This window comes from Mycobacterium sp., assembly GCF_046330795.1.
In the GTDB taxonomy this organism is placed as follows: Bacteria; Actinomycetota; Actinomycetes; order Mycobacteriales; family Mycobacteriaceae; genus Mycobacterium.
The window spans coordinates 14,332-35,554 of sequence record NZ_JAXLSA010000001.1; the positions used below are offsets into that span (position 1 = coordinate 14,332).

Here is a 21,223-nt window from a genome sequence, read left to right on the forward strand (position 1 = left end):
GGCCCGGCTCTGCGCGCACTACTGTTCTTCACTGTGACGGTGCGGCTGGCGGACATCATCGAGGTGCTCGACGCCGCGTACCCGCCGCAGTTGGCGCAATCCTGGGACTCGGTCGGCCTGGTCTGTGGAGAACCGGGCGATCCGGTGGACTCCGTGGTCGTGGCCGTCGACGCCACCGCGGCGGTGGTGGACGAGGTACCGGAGCGGGCTCTGCTGCTCGCGCACCATCCGCTGCTGCTGCGCGGGGTGGACACCGTCGCCGCCTCGACACCCAAGGGCGCGCTGCTGCACCGGTTGATCCGGTCCGGCAGCGCCCTGTTCACCGCGCACACCAACGCCGACTCCGCGGCCCCCGGGGTGTCCGACGCGCTGGCTCGGGCCCTCGGCCTGACCGTCGTCGGCGTGCTGGACCCGACCGCCGGGGCGGACTTCGACAAATGGGTGATCTACGTCCCGCCCGAGCACGCCGACGCGGTCCGCGCCGCAGTGTTCGGCGCCGGCGCGGGACAGATCGGCGACTATTCCTGTTGCAGCTGGAGCGTGTCCGGCGTCGGGCAGTTCCTGCCGCACGACGGCGCCCGGCCGGCGATCGGAACGGTCGGGCAGATCGAGCGGCTGCCCGAGGACCGCGTCGAGGTCATCGCGCCGGCGGGCGCGCGGCCCGCGGTGCTGGCGGCCATGCGCGCCGCCCACCCCTACGAGGAGCCGGCCTTCGACGTCATCCCCCTGGCCGCGCTGCCCGCCGGCACCGGGTTGGGCCGCATCGCCGAACTGCCCGAGCCGGAACCCTTGCGCGACTTCACCGCTCGCGTGGGCGCGCGGCTGCCCGCCACCGCCTGGGGTGTCCGGGCCGCCGGTGACCCCGACCGGCCGGTCCGCCGCGTCGCGGTGTGCGGCGGTGCCGGCGACTCGCTGCTCAGCACCGTCGCCCGCGCCGGTGTGGACGTCTACGTCACGGCCGACCTACGCCACCACCCCTCCGACGAGCACCGCCGCGGCTCCGAGGTGGCCCTGGTCGACGTCGCGCACTGGGCCAGCGAGCAACCGTGGTGCGATCAGGCCGCCGCGGTGCTGGCCGGCCACTTCGGCGATGCGCTGGCCGTGCGCACGTCGTCCATCCGCACCGACCCCTGGAATCTGCACGCGCAACGGGAGAAGCACGCATGAAAGCCGACGCGACCCAGCAGCGGGCGCTGCTGGAACTGGCCCAGCTCGACGCCGAACTGACGCGGATCGCACATCGCGCCGCCAACCTGCCCGAGCAGCAGCGCTGCGACGAGCTCGAGGCCCAGCAGCGGGTGGTGGCCGATCGGGTGGCGGTACTCGGCCTGGCGCTCGAGGATCTCGAGGGTCAGGTGCAGCGGCTGGAATCGGAGATCGACGGGGTGCGCCAGCGGGAGGACCGCGACCGTGCCCTGCTGGATTCACCCGACACGAACGCCAAGCAGCTCGCCGAACTGCAGCACGAACTCGAGACATTGCAGCGCCGGCAGTCCGCCCTGGAGGATTCGGAACTCGAGATCATGGAGCGCCGCGAGCAGCTGCAGACCGAGCAGGCCGGTGAACAGCAGAGCATCGAGACGCTCACCGGGGAGCTCAACGCCGCCATGCACGCCCGCAACGAGGCGCTGGCCGGGATCGAACAGGCCCGCGATACCGCCACGGTGCGGCGCACCGAGTTGGTGTCGGTTGCCGGCCCCGACCTGGCCGCCCTGTACGACCGGGCCGGGGCGGGTGCCCTGCAGGGCGGCCGCTGCGGCGCCTGCCGAATCGAGATCGACCGGGGCGAGCTGTCCCGGATCGCGGCCGCTGCCGACGACGACGTGTTGCGCTGCCCGGAATGCAGCGCAATTCTGTTGCGCGTCAAGGGGGTTGGTTCGTGATGGTGGTTGCGTGAAGGTCATCGTCGAGGCCGACGGCGGCTCCCGCGGCAATCCCGGTCCGGCCGGCTACGGCGCGGTGGTACTGGCCGCCGACCGTGCCACGGTGCTGGGCGAGCGCAAACAGGCCATCGGGCTGGCGACCAACAACGTCGCCGAATACCGCGGCCTGATCGCCGGCCTGACCGAGGCGGTCGAACTCGGGGCCACCGAGGTGGCGGTGTCGATGGATTCCAAGCTGGTCGTCGAACAGATGGCGGGCCGCTGGCGGGTGAAACATCCCGACCTCATCGAACTCAACCGCGAGGCCCGGGCGCTGGCGGCGCGCTTCGAACACATCGCCTTCAACTGGATCCCACGGGAACGCAACACGCATGCCGACCGACTGGCCAACGAGGCGATGGATGCCGCGGCCGTCGTCGACGCCGATCCGCCGGGGGAGTCGGCCGAGAAGGCCGCGGCGCTGACGTCACCGGGATGGACGGGAGCCACCGGCGCTCCGACCCGGATGCTCCTGCTGCGGCACGGGCAGACCGAACTGTCGGTGCAGCGACGGTATTCGGGCCGGGGGAACCCGCCGTTGACCGAGCTTGGCCGCCGTCAGGCCAATGCGGCCGCGGCCTACCTGGGCGGCACGGGGGGCATCGCCGCGGTTGTCAGCTCACCGCTGCAGCGGGCGCTGGAGACCGCCGGCGCCGCCGCTGACGTCCTGGGCCTGCCCGTCACCGTCGACGACGACCTGATCGAGACCGACTTCGGCTCCTGGGAGGGCCTGACGTTCGCCGAGGCCGCCGCCGCCGACCCCAAGATCCACGGGAACTGGCTGCGGGACACGTCGGTCATCCCGCCCGGCGGGGAGAGCTTCGATGCCGTGCACGCCCGGGTGCGACGCGCCCGCAGCCGGATCATCGCCGAGTACGGCGGGTCGACGGTGCTGGTGGTCTCGCACGTGACGCCCATCAAGACGCTGCTGCGGATGGCCCTGGATGCCGGTCCGGGGATGCTCTACCGGCTGCACCTGGATCTGGCGTCGCTGTCGATCGCCGAGTTCTACGGCGACGGTGCCGCGTCGGTCCGGCTGGTGAACCAGACGGCCTACCTGTAACGGCGGCCAGCGCTGATCAGGTATTTTTGACGACGCGAACGAGTTGGCCGGGCGGCCGCGGGACCTGGATGTCTTCCAGGGCTCGAGGAAAGTCCGGACTTCACAGAGCAGGGTGATTGCTAACGGCAATCCGAGGTGACTCGCGGGAAAGTGCCACAGAGAACAGACCGCCGCCTGCGCCCTCGTGGCGCAGGGGGTAAGGGTGAAACGGTGCGGTAAGAGCGCACCAGCGCTCCGGGTGACCGGGGCGGCTAGGCAAACCCCACCCGAAGCAAGGCCAAGAAGGCCGCGCCCCTGGCGCGGCTGCGCAGGCGTTCGAGGGCTGCTCGCCCGAGCCTGCGGGTAGGCCGCTCGAGGCACCCGGTGACGGTGTGTCCAGATGGATGGTCGCCGCGGGGGTTTCGGCCCCCGGCACAGAATCCGGCTTACAGGCCAGCTCGTTCGCCCACGCAGCCCCAGGCATGGCGAGCGTCCGCGTTGGTACGCGACACGCCGCGGGAGGCCGTACAAACACGGCCGCTCGGCAGGGGGGTGCTGGCAGGGGGGTGCTGGTAGTGGGCTAGTTGGTCGACCCGCCGGTTCCCGGCGTTCCGTTGGTGCCGCCGATACCGGCCGTGCCACCGGCGCCGCCCTTGCCGGGGGCCGTGGTGTTGCCCGACGCATCCCCGCCGTGGCCACCGCGACCACCCACTCCGGCGGCCAGGCCGCCCGCCCCGCCGTCGCCGCCGTCCCCGCCGCTCGCCTTGCCGGTGGTCGGATCGGCCGTGGCGTCGCCGCCGTCGCCGCCGTCCCCGCCGATGCCGTATCCGGCCCCGCCCCCATAGCCGCCCTTGCCGCCCTTGCCGCCGGTCGCGCTCGCGCCGCCGGTCGCGTCGCCGCCGCGGCCGCCGTCGCCGCCGTTGCCGGTCAAGGTTCCGCCACCGTCGCCGCCGTCACCGGCGTCCCCGCCGACGGCATCCACCGCGGCCACGGCGCTGCCGCCGTCGCCACCCTGTCCGCCGTTCCCGACGGTCCCGTCGTAACCGCCCTTACCGCCCGCGCCGCCCGCGCTGGAACCCAGCGTCGAGGTCGCGTCACCGCCGGCGCCGCCCGCACCGCCGTTGCCGGATATCCCGTCGCCGCCGTGGCCGCCGTCACCGCCCAGGGCGTCGCCGTCGTAGGCGTAGGCGTTGCCGCCGTCGCCGCCCACACCGCCCGCGTGGTACTTGCCGTAACCGCTGTCGCCGCCGTTGCCGCCGACCGCATTGCCCTCGTACGCGTACGCGGTGCCGCCGTGGCCGCCCGTGCCGGCGGTCCCGGAGAACGAATAGCCGCTGGCGCCGCCGTTGCCGCCGACCGCATCGCCGGAGATGGCATAGGCGTCACCGCCGTCGCCGCCGGCGCCGGAGTCACCGCCGAAGATTCCGCTCGAACCGCCGGCGCCACCGGCGGCCCCCGCGGCCCCGCCGACGCCCGCGTAGTTGTAGTCGGAACCGCCCTTGCCGCCCTGACCACCCTGGCCGAACAGCTGAGCGCTGTTGCCGCCGGCGCCGCCGGCGACCGCCGCGGCGACCAGCACCCCGTCCTGATAGATCGCGTCGATCCCGTCGCCGCCGTCCCCGCCGTCGCCGAACAACGCGCCGGCACTGCCGCCGACGCCGCCGTAGGCGCCCTTGCCGCCATTGCCGCCGAACAACCCGGCGTCCTCTCCGTTGCACCGGAGGTTGCAGTTGGGGTCGAGTTCCAGAGCGTCGCGCCCGTCACCGACCAGCCAGCCGCCGCGCCCGAAGATGGGCCGCACCGCGGACGCGGACATCGTGGTGGTGTGCGGCTGATCGGAGCCCGTACCGGTCCACGCCGGGTCACCGGTCATCCACCACGGCAGCGGTGAATCATCGGACGCCAGTTGCACATCGGCGGTCCGGATCGGGAGCGGTCCCGGAGTGCGGTGTGGCGCGGCGGTCATCGCGGCGGAAACCGTCAGCGCCGCAGCGAACCCCGCGGCGGCGAACATTCCGGCCTTCGAGTGCATCGGCATCTCGAACCCCCTACGGTATGGGCGCATTCCGATAATCGGAGCACTGTGAGGTCAGCGTACGTTCGCCCCGCCCGCCCGCGCCGGTTTTCGAGCAAATGCCATGCTGCTTGAACTCCGTTGCAAGACAGAGCTTCTGACCGATCTGTCCGTGGCCACGCAAATCCGCAACCGAATGCGGATCTGGCAAACGTTCTGGCCCGGCGCCGAGGATGTCCACCGATCGGGGGACACCGAATTCCCCCGGCGCATCCACCGGTCACCCGACTGACTTTCCGGACTCCCCGGGCGAAAGTTGATCCAACACCGAAACAGAACTCGCACAGGAGAATTCGACAATGACCAACATCATCTTCCGCCGTATCGCCGCCGCCGCCGTGCTGAGCACCGCGCCGGCCCTCATCGCCCTGGGCACCGCCGCGGTCAGCGACGCCGCCACCACTGCGAGCGCCCGCAGCACCGTGGTCAGCACGGTCGATCAGGTGACGCCCCCGCAGCTCCACACCGGCCAGGGTGCGGTCGCGGCCAACGAGGTGCGCTACCGCCACCGGCACCGCAATCCCTTCCACCGCAACTGGTGACCGCGCCCCCACAGACATGACGGAGGCTGCCGCTCTCGGGGGACGGCAGCCTCCGTCATCACGTTCTCAACGCGTCTTGCGGACGGCCTTCGCCAGTGCTTCGAGCGCGCCGGAAAGCTGCTGGCGCGACGATTGGGCCAGCTCGTCCTCGAGTTGGTAGAGCACCCCGTAGGTGAACGTGTCCTCGCCGGCGGCATGCGCCGTCGCGGCCTGCTGGGCGACGTGCGTGCGGCTGATCACCGCGTCCTGGTGATCGCCCAGCAGCGTCTGGATGGTCTTGGCGGCATCGGACACCGCGCTCTTTCCCGTAGCGGCGGCGGTATACCGTAACCGCTTGGCGCCCTTGCGGATTCGGTGCAGGGCTTCGTCACGGTCCGGGCTCTCGGCGGCGGCTGCGGCCTCGGCGGTGCGGGCGGCCTTGCGGACCCGCTTGTACGCCGCGTCGATGGTCACCGGGGCGTGTTCGGCCGGCGCGTGGGTGTCCGCGGCGGTCGGCTCGGCCGTCACCAGTTCCTCGAGCGCGTCGAGCAACCGGAAGTACCGGTTCGTGCGCATCGCCGCCAGCGAGCGCCGCCAACCGCTCTCGTAACGCTTCCGCGCCCCGTCGACCAGGCGTTCGCGCACCGGCCCGCGAATCAGATCGGCCGGCAGTTCATCGAGCGTCTTCTGGTACTTCTCGGCGAGCACCTCGGCGTCGCGGGCCACCCCCAGGATCGAGGCGAGCTGCCGCAGCTCCTCGAGGACCCAGGCGTCGTCGGTGAGCCCGAACGACTCCTCGGACTCCTTGAGCAGGCTGCGCAGTTTGCGGGTGGTCACCCGCATCTGGTGCACCGAGTCGTAGGCGTCGGCCCGGACGGCCCGATCCCAGGTGATCAATTCGGCCACCTGCTGGGCGACGGCCCGGTGGATGGGGTCGGCGGGCGGCGGACCGGGAGTGTCGGCCGGTTCGGTGCCCGTCGCCGCCGCGTCGAGCACTCGGGCCAGTTTCGATCCGTGCCCGGCGGGGGTGGCGCCGGCGTCGTGCAGGCGCTGGCCCAGCCGGTCCAGCAGCGCCCGGTCACCGCAGCCCTCGGCCAGTTCGAGCTCCCACTCCCGCCAGCTGCCCACGGGGGTCTCGGGGCCGCCGTCGGGGAAGGCGCCGGCGGTCACCTCGTCGTCGCAGAATTCGGCCAGCGCCGATCCGTCGGCGGCGTACAGCATCCGTACGTGCCGCGTGGTCGCGATGCGTGCCACCGGGTTCAGCGGCCGGTCCCGCACGACCGCCAGCACCATGTCGCGCAGATCGGCGGGTACGTCGCCGGCTCCGTCCAGCGGCCGTCGGATCTCCGTTCGAGCGTCGGGCGCGTTGTCGCCGGCGGGCAGTTTGAGATGCCAGCCGGCGTCCTCACCGCCGGTGCGCCGCCGCAGGGTGATCCGGTGGCGGGCCAGGTCATGGCCGGCGGTGTCGTAGTACACCGCATCCAGCGTCTGGACCGGCAGTGCGTCCACCTGTGCGACGGACGTCAGACCGTCGAAAGAAGGGGTGACTGCGGTCTCATCGACGTCGAACTTGCGTTCGATCTCGGTGAACTTTCCGGACTTCTTGTGCGCGGCTGCCATGGTGTCCTCAGGGTGCCACAGCTGGGTGAACACCGTCGGTGACCGTATTGCAACCGTGTCGGGTGACGGATCTTCCTAAGGCATTCTCTTAGAATGTGCGTCATGATCTCGTCGAGCGTGACATCCGCCGAGGCATTCCTCGACGCCGAGGGGCACATCGCACTGCCGGTGGGCGCCACTTTGACGTCCTATCTGGATCGCAACATCGCCGACCTCGGTGACGAGCTGGCCTACCGCTACCTGGACTACTCCCACGACCGCGACGGCCGCGCGATCGACCTGACCTGGGCCCAGCTCGGCGCCCGGGTTCGGGCGGTGGCCGCGCGGCTGCAGCAGATCTGCGCCCCCGGCGACCGGATCGCCATCTGCGCACCGCAGGGTGTGGACTACGTCGTCGCGTTCTTCGCGGCCATCGAGGCGGGCGGCATCGCGGTCCCGCTGTTCGCACCCGAACTGCCCGGGCACACCGAGCGCCTCGGTGCGGTATTGACCGATGCCGCCCCGACGGTCCTGCTGACCACGACGGACGCGGCCGAGTCGGTCCAGGCCTTCCTGCGTGGGCGGCCCCGCGATCTGCGGCCGCGGACGATCGCGGTGGACGCCGTCCCCGACTCGGTGGGCGGGCACTACACGCCGGTGACGCTGGACACCGACGACGTCGCCTACCTGCAGTACACCTCCGGATCCACCCGCACCCCGGCCGGGGTCGAGATCACCCACCGCGGGGTGTGCACCAACATCCTGCAGATGGCACTCGGGGTTGGGCTCGATCCCAGCATCCGCAGCGTCAGCTGGCTCCCGCTCTACCACGACATGGGCCTGCTGATGATCATGTTCCCCGCGCTGAGCGGCGGATACCTCACACTGATGTCGCCGCTGGCGTTCGTACGCCGGCCGTCCCGGTGGATCGCCCAGCTCGGTGCCCATGCCGAGGTGGGCCGGACCTTCGCCGCCGCACCGAATTTCGCGTTCGAACTGGCCGCCCAGCGCGGACTCCCCGCACCCGGCGAGAAGCTGGACCTGAGCAATGTGGCCGGGCTGATCAACGGCTCCGAACCGGTCAACATGACCTCGGTGCAGAAATTCACCGACGCATTCGCGCCCTACGGGCTGTCACCCACCGTGGTTCGGCCGTCCTACGGGATGGCCGAGGCCACGCTGTTCGTGTCCACCATCGAACCCGGGACCGTTGCGCGGGTGCTGCACCTGGATCGCGACAAGCTCGGTTCCGGTGTGGCCGAAGAGGTTTCGCCCGACGCGCCGGAGGCGGTCGCCCTGGTGTCCTGCGGCCGGGTGGCCCGCAGCCAGTGGGCGGTCATCGTCGATCCGCAGACCGAGGCCGAGCTGGGCGACGGCCGGGTCGGCGAGATCTGGTTGCACGGCGACAACATCGGCCGGGGCTACTGGCGCCGTACCGGCGAGACCCGCGACACCTTCGGCAACAAGTTGCAGTCGCGGTTGAGTGCCGGCAGCCACGCCGAGGGCTCCGCCGTCGGCGGAACCTGGCTGCGCACCGGCGATCTCGGGGTGTACCTCGACGGCGAGCTCTACATCACCGGCCGGATCAAGGACCTCGTCATCGTCGACGGCCGCAACCACTACCCGCAGGACATCGAGGCCACGGTGGCCGCCGCATCCACCGCGGTGCGGACCGGCTATGTCGCTGCGTTCGCGGTGCCCGGCGATACCGGCGAGCAACTCGTGGTCGTCGCCGAGCGCGCCGCCGGAGCGGGCAGGGCCGACCCCGCCCCGGTGGCCGCCGACATCCGCGCCGCGGTGTCGCGCACCCACGCGCTGCCGATCGCCGACGTGCTACTGGTGGCCGCCGGCACCATCCCGCGAACCACCAGCGGCAAGCTGGCGCGCCGGGCGTGCCGCGAGGAGTACCTGGCCGGCCGGCTCTAACTGGCCCGCTGGCCGGTGAACTCGCCGGCCCGGCCCCAGGCGGCCCGCTCGGCGGCGAACGCCACACCCTGCTGGGCACGGAATTCGGCGATCGGCGCGGCATTCTCGGCCAGGAAGGCCGTGTAGTCCCGCATCGAGAACTGGCCGTCCGTGATGTCGACGTGCCCACGGCCGCCGGCCATATCGGCACGCAGGTCCGCCAACTCGGCGGCGCTGACCGGGTGGAACTCGATCCGGTCGAAATACCGGAGCAGCCAAGGGGTTCCGGGTTCGAAGGAGCTCGCCCCGGCGGGATGGCAGTGGTTCCACACCTGGGTGGTGCGGCCGACGAACTGGTAGCCGCCGGGGCCCTCCATCCCATAGATGCACAGGTAGGCCCCGCCGATGCCCACGGCGTTCTCCGGTGTCCAGGTCCGGGCCGGGTTGTACTTCGTGGTCACCAGTCGATGTCGCGGATCCAGGGGAGTGGCCACCGGCGCGCCCAGGTACACGTCGCCCAGACCCAGCACCAGGTACTGCGCACCGAACACCGTGTCGTAGACATCGGAGACGTCGCCGAGCCCGTTGATCCGGCGGATGAACTCGATATTGCTCGGGCACCACGGCGCATCGCTGCGCACACCGTGCATGTAGCGCTGGATGGCCTCATGGGTGGCCGGGTCGTCCCACGACATCGGCAGCCGGACCGTGCGGCTCGGCACCACCAGATCGCCGGTGCCCGGCAGTTGCTCGTCGGTGCGTCCGATCAGTTCGGTGACCTCGCGCATCGAGATCACCGCCGGGTCGAACTGCACCTGCAGCGAGCGCACCCCGGGCGTCAGCTCGGTCAGGCCGGCGGCGTCCAGGTCGCTCAGGTGACCGTGCAGGGCGTGGACGCGGGCCCGCATCGCCAGATCGAGTGCCATCGGGCCGTACTCGACCAGCACGCCGGCGTCACCGGCGCGTCGCAGCGTCACCTCGGTGCCGTCGGCCGCGGCGAACCGGCTCAGGACACCGTCGTCGCCGTCGCCGGTGTTCGACAACACCAGCGGGAACGACGCCCGCCGGTCGGCGTCGATGGTGCTCAGTGCCGGCGCGCGGTCGGCACGGACCGGGACGAAGCGCACGGTGTCGCCGGGGGCCATCTGGCCCAGCTTCCACCGGTCGGCGCGGACCACGGTGACGGGGCAGACGAACCCGCCCAGGCTGGGTCCGTCGGGCCCCAGCAGGATCGGCGTGTCCCCGGTGAAGTCCAGTGCGCCAACACAATACGCGTTGTCGTGGATGTTCGACGGGTGTAGTCCGGCCTCACCGCCGTCGGTGCGGGCCCACTGTGGTCCCGGCCCCTCCAGGCGCACCCCGGTGCGGTCGGAGTTGAAGTGCACGGTGTAGTCGGTGCCGACGATGGTGTCCATGTCGGCGCGGGTGAAGAATTCCGGGGCGCCGTGGGGGCCCTCGGTGACCGCGACCTCCCAGCGGTGCCCGATGGCGGGCTGTTCGTCGATGGCCGCGCGGGCGTCACGAAGGGGCCGCTCGGCGTGCGGGCCGGGATCGACCCCGGCGGTCAGGGTGTCCCCGGCGCGCAGTGCGCGGCCCTGGTGCCCACCGAACATGGCCATGGTGAAGGTGGCTGTGCTGCCGAGGTATTCGGGCTCGGTCAGGCCGCCGGCGATCAGCACGTAGCAGCGCATCCCGGGCCCGGACAGCACGCCGACCTCGAGGACGCCGCCGGCGGGGACGGTGATCGACTGCCACTGCGGTGCGGGGTTGCCGTCCAGGGTCACCGGCACCGGGGCGCCGGTGACGCATACCCGGGCACCGTCGGGGAACCGCAGGGTCGGGCCGCCCCGGGTGCACTCCAGTCCCGCTGCGCCCTCGGCGTTCTGCAGCACCCGGTTGCCGATGCGGAAGGACAGGTCGTCCATCGGGCCCGACGGCGGAACGCCGATGTGCCAGTAGCCGACCCGGCCGGGCCAGTCCTGGACGGTGCTGAGCATGCCCGGCGCAAGCACCTCGATGCGCGTCATCCGGTGATCACCATCCGCACCGGCGTCGGATCGAAGCCGTTGCACGGGTTGTTGATCTGCGGACAGTTGGACACCAGCACCAGGGTGTCCGTATTCGCTTGCAGGGTCAGCGATTTGCCGGGCGCCGAGAGACCGTCGACGATGCCCAGCGTGCCGTCCGCGTCCACCGGCACGTTCATGAAGAAGTTGACGTTGGACACGATGTCGCGCTTGCCCATGCCCCAGCGGGCGGCCTCGGCGAGGAAGTTCTCCGCGCAGGCGTGTTGATGCACGGTGTGGTGTCCGTAGCGCAGGGTGTTCGATTCCTTGGAGCAGGCACCGGCGATGGTGTCATGGTTGCCCACCTCGTCGGCGACGATCGTCACCAGCGGCGTGCCGTCCGCGGCGCGCAACACCGAACCGGTGGTGAGGAAGATGTTGCGCTGCGCGGCGACGGTGGCCTGTGCGCTGTAACGCAGTGCGGGATCGGGGGTTTCACCCCGAACCCCCCAGAAGAGAGTGTCGACGGCCTGGTTGCCGTGCAGGTCGATGATCTGAAGCCGCTGGCCGGCGCGCAGGACGACCGACCAGGGCAGGTTGGCGGCGGCGATCTCGTCGGCGATCGCGGTGGGGTCCGTGGTGATGGTCATCGGGTGTCCTACTCGGCGTTCTGGGCTGCGGCCCAAGTGGTTTCGGTGTTGAACAGCGCCCGCAGATACTCGGGCTCGTCGTTGACGGGAGCGGTGAGTTCGTCGTCGGCGCGCCAGGCCACCACGTCCAGGGCCGTCAGCGCGGGCGCGGGGTCCAGCGGGTGGGCGGTGTTGGTCAGCGTCACCACCACCGGCAGGTGGATCAACAGGTCGACGGCGTGTCCCGGGCCGGCGGTGCCGGTGAACTCCAGGTCGCCGTCAGCGGCCACCCGGACGCCCTGGAACAGCGACACCGAGGGGGCGACGTCCCGGATGTCCAGCCCGTTCTTGTGCACCGCCAGCAGCATCGCCTGCTGACCGGCCGGCGTCATGCCGCACAGGGTGTCGTGGTGCCCGGAGGTGTCGGCCACCACGGTGGCCAGCACCCGGCCCTGGTCGGACAGCAGCGGATGCCCGGCGCCCAGATAGGCCTGCCACGGAACCTTGACGGTGTCGGCGACATTGAGGCGTTCCCACGGGGCGTCGGCGCGGAACATCAGCAGGTGCGCGCACGCGCCTCCGTCGGGGTCGGCGAGCCGCAGCCGGGTGCCGCGGCCCAGTACCCGGGAGGTGTAGGACCCGGCGGGTACCGATTCGGCCCACACGGGTGCGACGCCGACCGGAGCGACCGGGACGCGCAGGTCGGCGGCGGCCGCCTGCGACCGGGCGTGGGACCGGGCGCCCTGGGTGGATGCGGTGCTCATGGCTCCTCCATTAACTGTCGTGTGAAAGTTTTCGGGACCCCGATTCCGTCCGGGTGTCCGGCCTGTTACGTCCGTGTTGAGGTATTTCTATCAAATGATAGGTATTCGTGCACGGTGATCGGCTGGTGAGCTTGGCCACCGCCGTCGAGTGCGAGAATGACGGCCATGTCCAATGAGGGCCGCGGCCGTCCCCGCCTCGAGCGGCCCCGTCGGCCGGGCAAGACCGCACGCGACGAGATCCTCGATGCGGCCGCGGAGCTGTTCACCACGCTGGGCTACGCCAGCACCTCCACCCGGCGCATCGCCGACGCGGTCGGCATCCGGCAGGCGTCGCTGTACCACCATTTCCCCACCAAGGACGACATCCTCGACGCGCTGCTGGCCGGCACCGTCGACGATCCCCTGCAACTGGCCCAGAGCCTGCTGGCCGAACCGGGGCCGGCGGCCGCGCGGCTGCACCTGCTGATCGTCACCGACGTCACGCAGTTGTGTGCCAACCGCTGGAACCTGGGGGCGCTGTACCTGCTGCCCGAACTGCGGGTGCCGCGGTTCGCCGAATTCCACCAGGCCCGCGGCGAGCTGCGCGGGCACTACCGCAGCCTGGCCCAGCACGTCGTCGCGGAGTGTGACGGCCACCCCGACGCCGACGACCTGCCGTTCCGGCTCGTCGAGACCGTCATCAACAGTCGCTCCGACGACAACACGTGCGAACCGGGACTGCCCATGGTGATCGCCGACGCCGCACTGCGGATCCTGGGCTGGCAGGGTGACGCCGAGGAGCTTCGGCGGGGGAGTGCGAACCGGGTGACAAACGCACCCGTTAATGTCACGTCGTGACCTATGAGACCCTGCTGTTCGAGCAGTCCGGCCCCATCACCCGAATCACCCTGAACCGGCCTGACGCCGCCAACGGGATGAACGACGCGATGACGGCCGAACTCGCCGACGCCGCCGCGCGCTGCGACACCGCCGGGACGAAGGTCGTCGTCCTGACCGGTGCAGGCCGATTCTTCTGTGCCGGAGGCGATCTCAAGGCGATTGCGGCCTCGCCGCTGGGGCCCGGACAGTTCGTCAGGGGCATCGCCGACGACCTGCACGTCGCGATCTCGCGACTGGCGCGGATGGACGCGGTGCTCATCACCGCCGTCAACGGCACTGCGGCCGGCGCCGGGTTCTCCCTGGCGATCGCCGGTGACCTGGTGGTCGCCTCGTCGTCGGCGTCGTTCACGATGGCCTACACCCGCGCCGGGCTGAGTCCGGACGGCAGTGCGTCCTACTACCTGCCACGCATCGTCGGGATCCGGCGGGCACACGATCTGATCCTGACCAACCGCAAACTGACCGCGGCCGAGGCCGAGCAGTGGGGTCTGGTGAACTACGTGGTCGACGACGCCGATTTCACCGCCAGGGTCGACGCCCTGGCGGCCCAGATCGCCGGGGGCGCAAAGGGTTCCAATGCGGCGGTGAAGAAGTTGCTGCTGACCAGTCTGGACAACTCCATCGAGGATCAGATGGAGCGGGAGAGCGAGTTCATCGCGGCCAACGCCGACGGCGCCGACGGCCGGGAGGGCATCGACGCCTTCCTCAACAAGCGCGCACCCAAGTTCGCGTGATTTCGGTGCGCTGACCGTCGCTCAGCGACGGGAAATGCACCGAAATCCCTAGAAGGAGTGCTCCTCGGCCGGGAACGCGCCCGAGGACACCTCGGCGGCGTATTGCTCTGCGGCCCGGCGCAATTCGCCACCCACATCGCCGAACCGCTTGACGAACTTGGCCGTCCTGCCCGAGGTCATCCCGGCCATGTCCTGCCAGACCAGCACCTGGGCGTCGCAATTGGGCCCGGCGCCGATGCCGACGGTGGGGCAGGTCAGCTTGCCGGTGATCTGGGTGGCCAGCTCCGCGGGCACCATCTCCATGACGACGGCGATGGCGCCGGCCTCGGCGACGGCGATCGCGTCGTGGATGGTCTGTTCGGCCGCGTCACCGCGGCCCTGCACCCGGAAACCGCCCAGGCTGTTGACCGACTGCGGCGTGAAACCGATGTGCGCGACGACCGGGATGCCGGCCTGGGTGAGCACCGCGATCTGCTCGGCGACCCGCTCGCCGCCCTCGAGCTTCACCGCGTGCGCGCCGGCTTCCTTCATGAACCGGACGGCCGTGGACAACGCTTGGGCAGCGCCGGCCTCGTAGCTGCCGAACGGCAGGTCGGCGACGACCAGTGCGTGCGGGGCACCGCGGACCACGCCGCGGACCAGGGGGATCAGTTCGTCGATCGAGATCGGCACGGTGGTGTCGTAGCCGTACACGACGTTGGCAGCCGAGTCACCGACCAGCAGTACCGGGATGCCCGCGTCGTCGAACACCCGTGCGCTCGAGTAGTCGTAGGCGGTGAGCATGGCCCACTTGTGGCCTTCGTTCTTCCACTGCTGCAAATGATGGGTGCGGACCTTGAATCGGGTCTCAGTGCGGGGCTTCGTAACTTCGGCAGCACCGTAAACCGGCTGTTCAGACATCTCTGTCCTCATTTTCGGGATCATCGGGTCGTTCCTCGTGGCCCGCTCGGCGGGTCCCCGGGTACGTCTGACCCGTCCATTGTGCCATCGTCGCCCGCAGCGGCGAACACCTGATTCAGTGGACTTCCTCACACCGGTCCCGGGCGGCACTAGCATCGCCAGCATGCAACGGCTCAGCGGACTGGACGCCGCATTCCTCTACCTCGAATCCCCTTCGCAGCCCTTGCACGTGTGCTCGGTGCTGGAACTGGACGCATCGACCATTCCGGGCGGCTACAGCTTCGACAAGTTGCGCGACAGCCTGGCGTTGCGGATCACCGCGATGCCGGAGTTCCGGGAAAAACTGTTCGACAGCCCGTTCAACATCGACCACCCGGTCTGGGTGGAGGACACCCACTTCGACGTGGACCGGCATCTGCACCGGATAGCGGTCCCGGCCCCCGGCGGTCGCGCCGAGTTGGCCGAGATGTGCGGGCATTTCGCCTCGCTCGCACTGGATCGCAGCAAACCGCTGTGGGAGATGCTCGTGGTGGAGGGCCTCGACGGCAGCGATCCGCACAACGGTGGCCGGATCGCGGTGGTCACCAAGGTGCACCACGCCGCGGTCGACGGGGTCACCGGCGCCAATCTGATGTCCCAGCTGTGCAGCACCGAGGCCGACGCCCCGGCGCCCGAACCGGTCGAGGCCACCCGGCCGGTGAGTCACCTAGAGATCGCCGCGCGGGGTCTGCTGCGGTTCTCCACCCGGCCCGTCAACCTGGTCACGCGGGCGCTGCCCGCGACGGTCAGCACTGTGGTCGACACCGTCCGGCGGGCCGTGGCCGGTGAGACCATGGCCAGCCCGTTCACCGCGCCGCAGACTCCGTTCAACGCCAGCATCACCGGCCGTCGCAACGTCGCCTTCGCCCAGCTGGACCTCGACGATGTCAAGACCGTCAAGAACCATTTCGGCGTCAAACTCAACGACGTGGTGATGGCCTTGGTGGCCGGCGCCCTGCGGCATTACCTGATCGAGCACGACGAGCTGCCGGACAGCTCGCTGGTCGCGATGGTGCCCGTTTCGGTCCACGGGAAATCCGACCGGCCCGGGCGCAACAAGGTGTCGGGAATGTTCACCAGCCTGGAAACCGACATCAAGGACCCAGCGGATCGGCTCCGCTCAATTGGCGAGGCGAGTTCGGTTGCCAAGGAACATAGTTCGGCGATCCCGGCTACCCTGCTGCAGGACTGGTCGCAGTTCTCCGCGCCCGCGGTGTTCGGCGTCGCGATGCGCCTGTACGCCAGCACCCGGCTGACCGAGGCGCGCCCGGTGCACAACTTGGTGGTGTCCAATGTGCCCGGACCTCAGGTGCCGCTGTACTTCTTGGGCGCCGAGGTCAAGGCCATGTACCCCCTCGGGCCGATCTTCCACGGCTCGGGCCTCAACATCACGGTGATGTCGCTGAGCGGCAAGCTCGACGTCGGCATCCTGTCCACCCCGGAGCTGCTACCCGACCTGTGGCAGCTGGCCGATGCGTTCGTCGCGGAGATGAAGGACCTGCTGGCTGCGGCGGGCTGACACACACCTCGGTTGACCGGCGGTTCCGGTTTGCGGCAGGCGTGCATGGCACTATGTGTGGCGATGAATCTGGTGCTGCCATGAGCTGGCGTTATTCCCTTCGTTTCCTGACCTCCATGGTCGCTGTCGTCGCGCTGGTGGCCGGCAGCGCGGGTTGCGCGCGGGTGGTCGACGGCCGCGCCGTGCTCGCCGGTCCGCGCGTCGGCGACCCGGTCCAGTGGGACAAGTGCAAGTTCAACGCTGCCACCGACACCGACGACGCCGTCAAGCGCGTTGCCCAGTGCGGCCGCATCGCGGTGCCCGTGGATTACGCCCATCCCGACGGTGACGTCGCGGTCCTGGCGCTGGTCCGATTCCCCGCCAAGGGCAAGAAGATCGGCTCGTTGGTGATCAACCCGGGTGGTCCGGGGGAGTCGGGGGTCGAGGCCGCGGTGGGGATGCTCTCGCTGCTGCCCGACGACATCCGGGACCGCTTCGACCTCGTCGGGTTCGACCCGCGCGGCGTGGGTTTGTCCACTCCGGCCCTGTGGTGCAACTCCGACGAGGACAACGACCGGCTGCGGGCCGACAACGTGGTGGCCTACACACCCGAGGGTGTGGCCCACATCGACGGCCAGACCAAGGAATTCATCCAGCGCTGCGTCGACAAGATGGGCAAGGGATTCCTGGAGAACATCGGCACCGTCAACGTCGCCAAGGATCTCGACGCCATCCGGGCGGGCCTCGGCGACGACAAGCTGACCTACCTGGGGTACTCGTACGGAACCCGAATCGGCGCCGAGTATGCCGAGCGGTTCCCGACGAAGGTGCGCGCGATGATCCTCGACGGCGCCGTCGATCCCAACGCCGATCCGGTCCAGCAGGACCTCGATCAGGCCGCGGCGTTCCAGAAGGCGTTCGACAACTTCGCCGCCGACTGCGCGAAGTCGTTCGACTGCCCGCTGGGCACCGATCCGTCGAAAGCCGTTGGCGTGTACCGCAATCTGATCGAACCGCTGGTGGACAAGCCGGCCCGGACCAAGGATCCGCGCGGACTGTCCTACAGCGACGCCGTGGTCGCCACCATCATGGCGCTGTATTCGCCGAACCTCTGGCGCCACCTGGAGAACGGCCTGGCCGAGTTGCGGACCGGGCGCGGCGACACGATGCTGGTCCTCGCCGACATGTACATGCGCCGCGACGCCAAGGGGCACTACACCAACTCCTCGGACGCCCGGGTGGCGGTCAACTGCGTCGACCAGCCGGCCATCACCGACCCGGCCACCATCATCGACGAGGACCGCCGGATGCGTGAGGCCGCACCGTTCATGAGCTACGGCGAGTTCACCGGACATGCGCCCACCCCGACCTGCGCGCTGTGGCCGGTGCCGCCGACCAGCAAGCCGCACCAGGTCTCGGCGCCCGGTCTGCCGCCGCCGCTGGTGGTCTCCACCACCCACGACCCGGCCACCCCGTACCAGGCCGGTGTCGATCTGGCCAAGCAACTCGGCGGCGCGCTGCTGACCTTCGAGGGCACCCAGCACACCGTCGTCTTCCAGGGCAACAAATGTGTCGACGACTACTCGACGGCCTACCTGTTGGACAACACCCTGCCGGCGCCGGGCACGGTCTGCCGTTGACGCGTGGCGTTCGCGATATCTGGCTGTGACCTGGTTGTGCGAGCATGACGTGATGCCGTTCGTCAGATCCCGGGGTTCTGCGCTGCTCGCACTGCTCTTGGGGACCTGGTTCGGAGCACCCGCAGCTAGCGCGATACCCGCTGCGCCACAAGTGAATTGGTCCAACTGCACAGCGATGCTCGGCGATGCCTCCGACATTCCCGCGGCGCGCTGCGCGCTGGTCCCGGTGGCCCCCAACATCGATGTCGCGGTGATCCGCATCCCCGCCGAGGGTGCGCGGATCGGTTCGCTGTTCGTCAACCCCGGCGGCCCGGGCGGCTCGGCCGTCGACGCCGTCGCCGGGATGGGCGCCGCCCTGAAGGGCAGTCCGATCAACGAGCACTTCGATCTCGTCGGCGTCGACCCCCGCGGCGTCGGGCACTCGACCCCGGAACTGCGCTGTCGCACCGACGCCGAGTTCGACGCCTGGCGTGCCGAACCCATGGTCGACTACAGCCCGGCCGGGGTCGCGCACATCGAGGCGCTGTACCAGCAGTTCGCCGATCGGTGCGTCAACCGGATGGGCAAGGACTTCCTGTCCGGCGTCGGAGCCGCGACCACGGCCGACGACATGGACGCGGTGCGCCGGGTCCTCGGCGACGAGCAGATCAACTATCTCGGGTTCTCCTACGGAACCCAGATCGGCACGTCCTACGTCAACCGGTACGGCGATCACGTGCGCGCCATGGTGCTCGACGGTGCCATCGACCCGAGCATCGGCCCGATCGAGAAGAGCATCCGTCAGATGGCCGCCTTCCAGCAGGCGTTCGACGACTACGCCGCCGATTGCGCGCTGTCGCCGGACTGCCCGCTGGGTCAGGACCCCACGCAGTCGGTCGCCCGGTTCCAGGCGCTGGTCGACCCGCTGGTGGCCCGGCCGGCCGCGGTGGCGGGGGACCGGCGCGGGTTGGGCTACGCCGATGCCATCACCGGCACGGTCAACGCGCTGTACACCCCGTCGTTCTGGAAGTACCTGACCAGTGGGCTGCTGGGGTTGGCGCGCGGGACGGATCCGGGTGATCTGCTGCTCCTGGCCGACGTCTACGAGAACCGCTCGATCGACGGCACCTACCGCAACACGCAGGACGCGTTCAACGCCGTGCGCTGTGTCGACGCGCCGTATCCGACCGATCCCGCGGTGTGGGTGGCCGCCGACGAGCAGACCCGGCAGGTCGCGCCCTTCGCGTCGTACGGCGCGTTCACCGGGTACGCGCCGCGCGACATCTGTTCGTTCTGGCCGGTGCCTGCGACGTCGACGCCAGCGCCCGCGGCGCCCGCGGCGCCCGGCCAGGTGGTGGTGGTGTCCACCACGCACGACCCGGCCACGCCGTACCAGGCGGGTGTGGACCTCGCGCGCCAGCTCGGCGCTCCGCTGATCACCTACGAGGGCACCCAGCACACGGCGGTGTTCAACGGCATCGAATGCATCGACACTGCGACGGTCAGTTACTTCGTCGACGGCGTGGTGCCGGGCAACCTGCACTGCTGAGCCGCCTTCGTCTTCGCCGAGGAGCCGGTTAGGTGACTTTTCCGGCGTCGCAGGGACACAAAGTGGCTCGCCACCCACCGTCAGGCCCGTGGAACCCAACACCGCCGCCGCGGCGGTTGTGCGGGTTGGGCAAGAGATTGGCGACACGGACGTAACACCGATTTAACAGCCGCTGCATACGCTCGCGGTCATGGATCGCCAGACGGAATTTGTGCTGCGCACGCTGGAAGAACGCGACATCCGGTTCGTTCGGCTGTGGTTCACCGATGTGCTCGGATTCCTCAAGTCGGTCGCGATCGCGCCCGCCGAACTCGAAGGCGCGTTCTCCGAGGGCATCGGATTCGACGGGTCCTCGATCGAGGGATTCGCCCGCGTCTCGGAGTCCGACACCGTCGCCCGGCCCGACCCGTCGACGTTCCAGATCCTGCCGTGGACCACCAGCGCGGGTGAGCACCACTCGGCGCGCATGTTCTGCGACATCACGATGCCCGACGGCTCACCGTCGTGGGCCGACTCGCGGCATGTGCTGCGCCGCCAGCTGGCCAAGGCCAGCGACCTCGGCTTCTCCTGCTACGTGCATCCCGAGATCGAGTTCTTCCTGCTCGAGCCCGGGCCGTATGACGGCTCCGTCCCGGTGCCCGCGGACAACGGCGGCTATTTCGACCAGGCCGTTCATGATTCGGCGCCCAACTTCCGCCGGCACGCCATCGACGCGCTCGAGCAGATGGGCATCTCGGTGGAGTTCAGTCACCATGAGGGTGCGCCGGGGCAGCAGGAGATCGACCTGCGCTACGCCGACGCCCTGTCGATGGCCGACAACGTCATGACGTTCCGGTACGTCGTCAAGGAGGTCGCCCTCGGCGAGGGCGTGCGCGCGTCGTTCATGCCCAAGCCGTTCGCCGAATATCCCGGTTCGGCCATGCACACCCACATGAGTCTGTTCGAGGGTGAGACCAATGCGTTCCACAGCCCCGACGATCCGCTGCAGCTGTCCGACGTCGGCAAGTCGTTCATCGCGGGCATCCTCGAGCACGCCAGTGAGATCAGCGCCGTCACCAACCAGTGGGTGAACTCCTACAAGCGTCTGGTGGCCGGCGGCGAGGCCCCCACCGCCGCGTCCTGGGGCGCGGCCAACCGCTCGGCGCTGGTGCGGGTGCCGATGTACACCCCCAACAAGTCGAGCTCGCGACGGGTGGAGGTGCGCAGCCCCGACTCGGCGTGCAATCCCTACCTGACCTTCGCGGTGCTTCTGGCCGCCGGGCTGCGCGGGGTGGAGAAGGGCTACGTGCTCGGGCCGCAGGCCGAGGACAACGTGTGGACCCTGACGTCGGAGGAACGGCGTGCGATGGGCTACCGGGAGCTGCCGGGGTCGCTCGGCAATGCCCTGGAGGCCATGGAGAATTCCGAACTGGTCGCCGAAGCGTTGGGGGAGCACGTGTTCGACTTCTTCCTGCGCAACAAGCGCACCGAATGGGAGACCTATCGCAGCAACGTGACCCCCTACGAGCTCAAGCAGTACCTCTCCCTGTAACCCATTCCGATC

17 protein-coding genes and 1 other RNA gene are annotated in these 21,223 nt (G+C 69.9%); 12 read left to right on the forward strand and 6 right to left on the reverse strand.

The features are described 5' to 3' along the window. Nucleotides 1-33: 33 nt before the first annotated feature. From U0R18_RS00080 to rnpB, 4 genes are all read left to right on the forward strand, one after another. On the forward strand, nt 34-1,167 hold the full coding sequence (locus U0R18_RS00080; protein ID WP_526364716.1) for a Nif3-like dinuclear metal center hexameric protein: 1,134 nt from the start codon (nt 34-36) through the stop codon (nt 1,165-1,167). Continuing rightward, on the forward strand, nt 1,164-1,883 hold the full coding sequence (locus U0R18_RS00085) for a zinc ribbon domain-containing protein (protein WP_526364718.1): 720 nt from the start codon (nt 1,164-1,166) through the stop codon (nt 1,881-1,883). The genes U0R18_RS00080 and U0R18_RS00085 overlap by 4 nt, the downstream gene beginning before the upstream one ends. Nucleotides 1,884-1,893: 10 nt before the next feature. Further along, nucleotides 1,894-2,985 carry a bifunctional RNase H/acid phosphatase gene (locus U0R18_RS00090; RefSeq protein ID WP_526364720.1) on the forward strand — a complete coding sequence of 364 codons (1,092 nt, stop codon included), beginning with the start codon at nt 1,894-1,896 and terminating at the stop codon, nt 2,983-2,985. A gap of 39 nt (nt 2,986-3,024) precedes the next feature. Then, nucleotides 3,025-3,429: RNase P RNA component class A (rnpB, locus tag U0R18_RS00095), an RNA gene on the forward strand. A gap of 115 nt (nt 3,430-3,544) precedes the next feature. On the opposite strand, the gene U0R18_RS00100 is transcribed toward rnpB, so the two are convergent. Continuing rightward, a complete protein-coding gene (locus U0R18_RS00100; RefSeq protein ID WP_526364722.1) occupies nt 3,545-5,002 on the reverse strand; it encodes a hypothetical protein in 1,458 nt (485 codons plus the stop codon). 335 nt (nt 5,003-5,337) lie between these two features. Here U0R18_RS00100 and U0R18_RS00105 point away from each other — a divergent pair, with 335 nt between their 5' ends. Beyond that, the gene (locus U0R18_RS00105) at nt 5,338-5,580 is read left to right on the forward strand and encodes a hypothetical protein (RefSeq protein ID WP_526364724.1); all 243 of its coding nucleotides are present in this window, start codon (nt 5,338-5,340) and stop codon (nt 5,578-5,580) included. 66 nt (nt 5,581-5,646) lie between these two features. Here U0R18_RS00105 and U0R18_RS00110 read toward each other — a convergent pair whose 3' ends face one another. Next, complete coding sequence (locus tag U0R18_RS00110; protein ID WP_526367317.1) at nt 5,647-7,179, reverse strand: CYTH and CHAD domain-containing protein; 1,533 nt, start codon at nt 7,177-7,179, stop codon at nt 5,647-5,649. A 102-nt stretch (nt 7,180-7,281) separates the two neighbouring features. On the opposite strand from U0R18_RS00110, the gene U0R18_RS00115 reads away from it, so the two are divergent. Next, complete coding sequence (locus tag U0R18_RS00115; protein ID WP_526364726.1) at nt 7,282-9,084, forward strand: fatty acyl-AMP ligase; 1,803 nt, start codon at nt 7,282-7,284, stop codon at nt 9,082-9,084. Here U0R18_RS00115 and U0R18_RS00120 read toward each other — a convergent pair. The 3 genes from U0R18_RS00120 to U0R18_RS00130 are packed head-to-tail and all read right to left on the reverse strand — an operon-like array spanning nt 9,081 to nt 12,462. After that, the gene (locus U0R18_RS00120; protein WP_526364728.1) at nt 9,081-11,090 is read right to left on the reverse strand and encodes a 5-oxoprolinase/urea amidolyase family protein; all 2,010 of its coding nucleotides are present in this window, start codon (nt 11,088-11,090) and stop codon (nt 9,081-9,083) included. The two genes, U0R18_RS00115 and U0R18_RS00120, sit on opposite strands and share 4 nt — an antisense overlap. Next, complete coding sequence (locus U0R18_RS00125) at nt 11,087-11,719, reverse strand: urea amidolyase associated protein UAAP2 (protein WP_526364730.1); 633 nt, start codon at nt 11,717-11,719, stop codon at nt 11,087-11,089. The genes U0R18_RS00120 and U0R18_RS00125 overlap by 4 nt, the downstream gene beginning before the upstream one ends. An 8-nt stretch (nt 11,720-11,727) precedes the next feature. Beyond that, on the reverse strand, nt 11,728-12,462 hold the full coding sequence (locus tag U0R18_RS00130) for a DUF1989 domain-containing protein (RefSeq protein ID WP_526364732.1): 735 nt from the start codon (nt 12,460-12,462) through the stop codon (nt 11,728-11,730). Between the two features lie 165 nt (nt 12,463-12,627). Here U0R18_RS00130 and U0R18_RS00135 point away from each other — a divergent pair, with 165 nt between their 5' ends. Then, the gene (locus U0R18_RS00135; protein ID WP_526364734.1) at nt 12,628-13,299 is read left to right on the forward strand and encodes a TetR/AcrR family transcriptional regulator; all 672 of its coding nucleotides are present in this window, start codon (nt 12,628-12,630) and stop codon (nt 13,297-13,299) included. Continuing rightward, the gene (locus U0R18_RS00140; protein ID WP_526364736.1) at nt 13,296-14,075 is read left to right on the forward strand and encodes an enoyl-CoA hydratase/isomerase family protein; all 780 of its coding nucleotides are present in this window, start codon (nt 13,296-13,298) and stop codon (nt 14,073-14,075) included. The genes U0R18_RS00135 and U0R18_RS00140 overlap by 4 nt, the downstream gene beginning before the upstream one ends. A gap of 48 nt (nt 14,076-14,123) precedes the next feature. Here the strand turns inward: U0R18_RS00140 and panB are convergent, their stop codons facing one another. After that, on the reverse strand, nt 14,124-14,975 hold the full coding sequence (gene panB, locus U0R18_RS00145) for a 3-methyl-2-oxobutanoate hydroxymethyltransferase (RefSeq protein ID WP_526364738.1): 852 nt from the start codon (nt 14,973-14,975) through the stop codon (nt 14,124-14,126). A gap of 163 nt (nt 14,976-15,138) precedes the next feature. Between panB and U0R18_RS00150 the strand changes: the two genes are divergently transcribed. From U0R18_RS00150 to glnA, 4 genes are all read left to right on the forward strand, one after another. Then, a complete protein-coding gene (locus U0R18_RS00150) occupies nt 15,139-16,533 on the forward strand; it encodes a WS/DGAT/MGAT family O-acyltransferase (RefSeq protein WP_526364740.1) in 1,395 nt (464 codons plus the stop codon). 80 nt (nt 16,534-16,613) lie between these two features. After that, nucleotides 16,614-18,152, forward strand: a complete 1,539-nt coding sequence (locus U0R18_RS00155) for an alpha/beta fold hydrolase (RefSeq protein ID WP_526364742.1) — start codon at nt 16,614-16,616, stop codon at nt 18,150-18,152. Between the two features lie 52 nt (nt 18,153-18,204). Next, on the forward strand, nt 18,205-19,680 hold the full coding sequence (locus U0R18_RS00160; RefSeq protein ID WP_526364744.1) for an alpha/beta fold hydrolase: 1,476 nt from the start codon (nt 18,205-18,207) through the stop codon (nt 19,678-19,680). A 190-nt stretch (nt 19,681-19,870) separates the two neighbouring features. Then, the gene (gene glnA / locus U0R18_RS00165) at nt 19,871-21,211 is read left to right on the forward strand and encodes a type I glutamate--ammonia ligase (protein ID WP_526364746.1); all 1,341 of its coding nucleotides are present in this window, start codon (nt 19,871-19,873) and stop codon (nt 21,209-21,211) included. Nucleotides 21,212-21,223 lie beyond the last annotated feature (12 nt).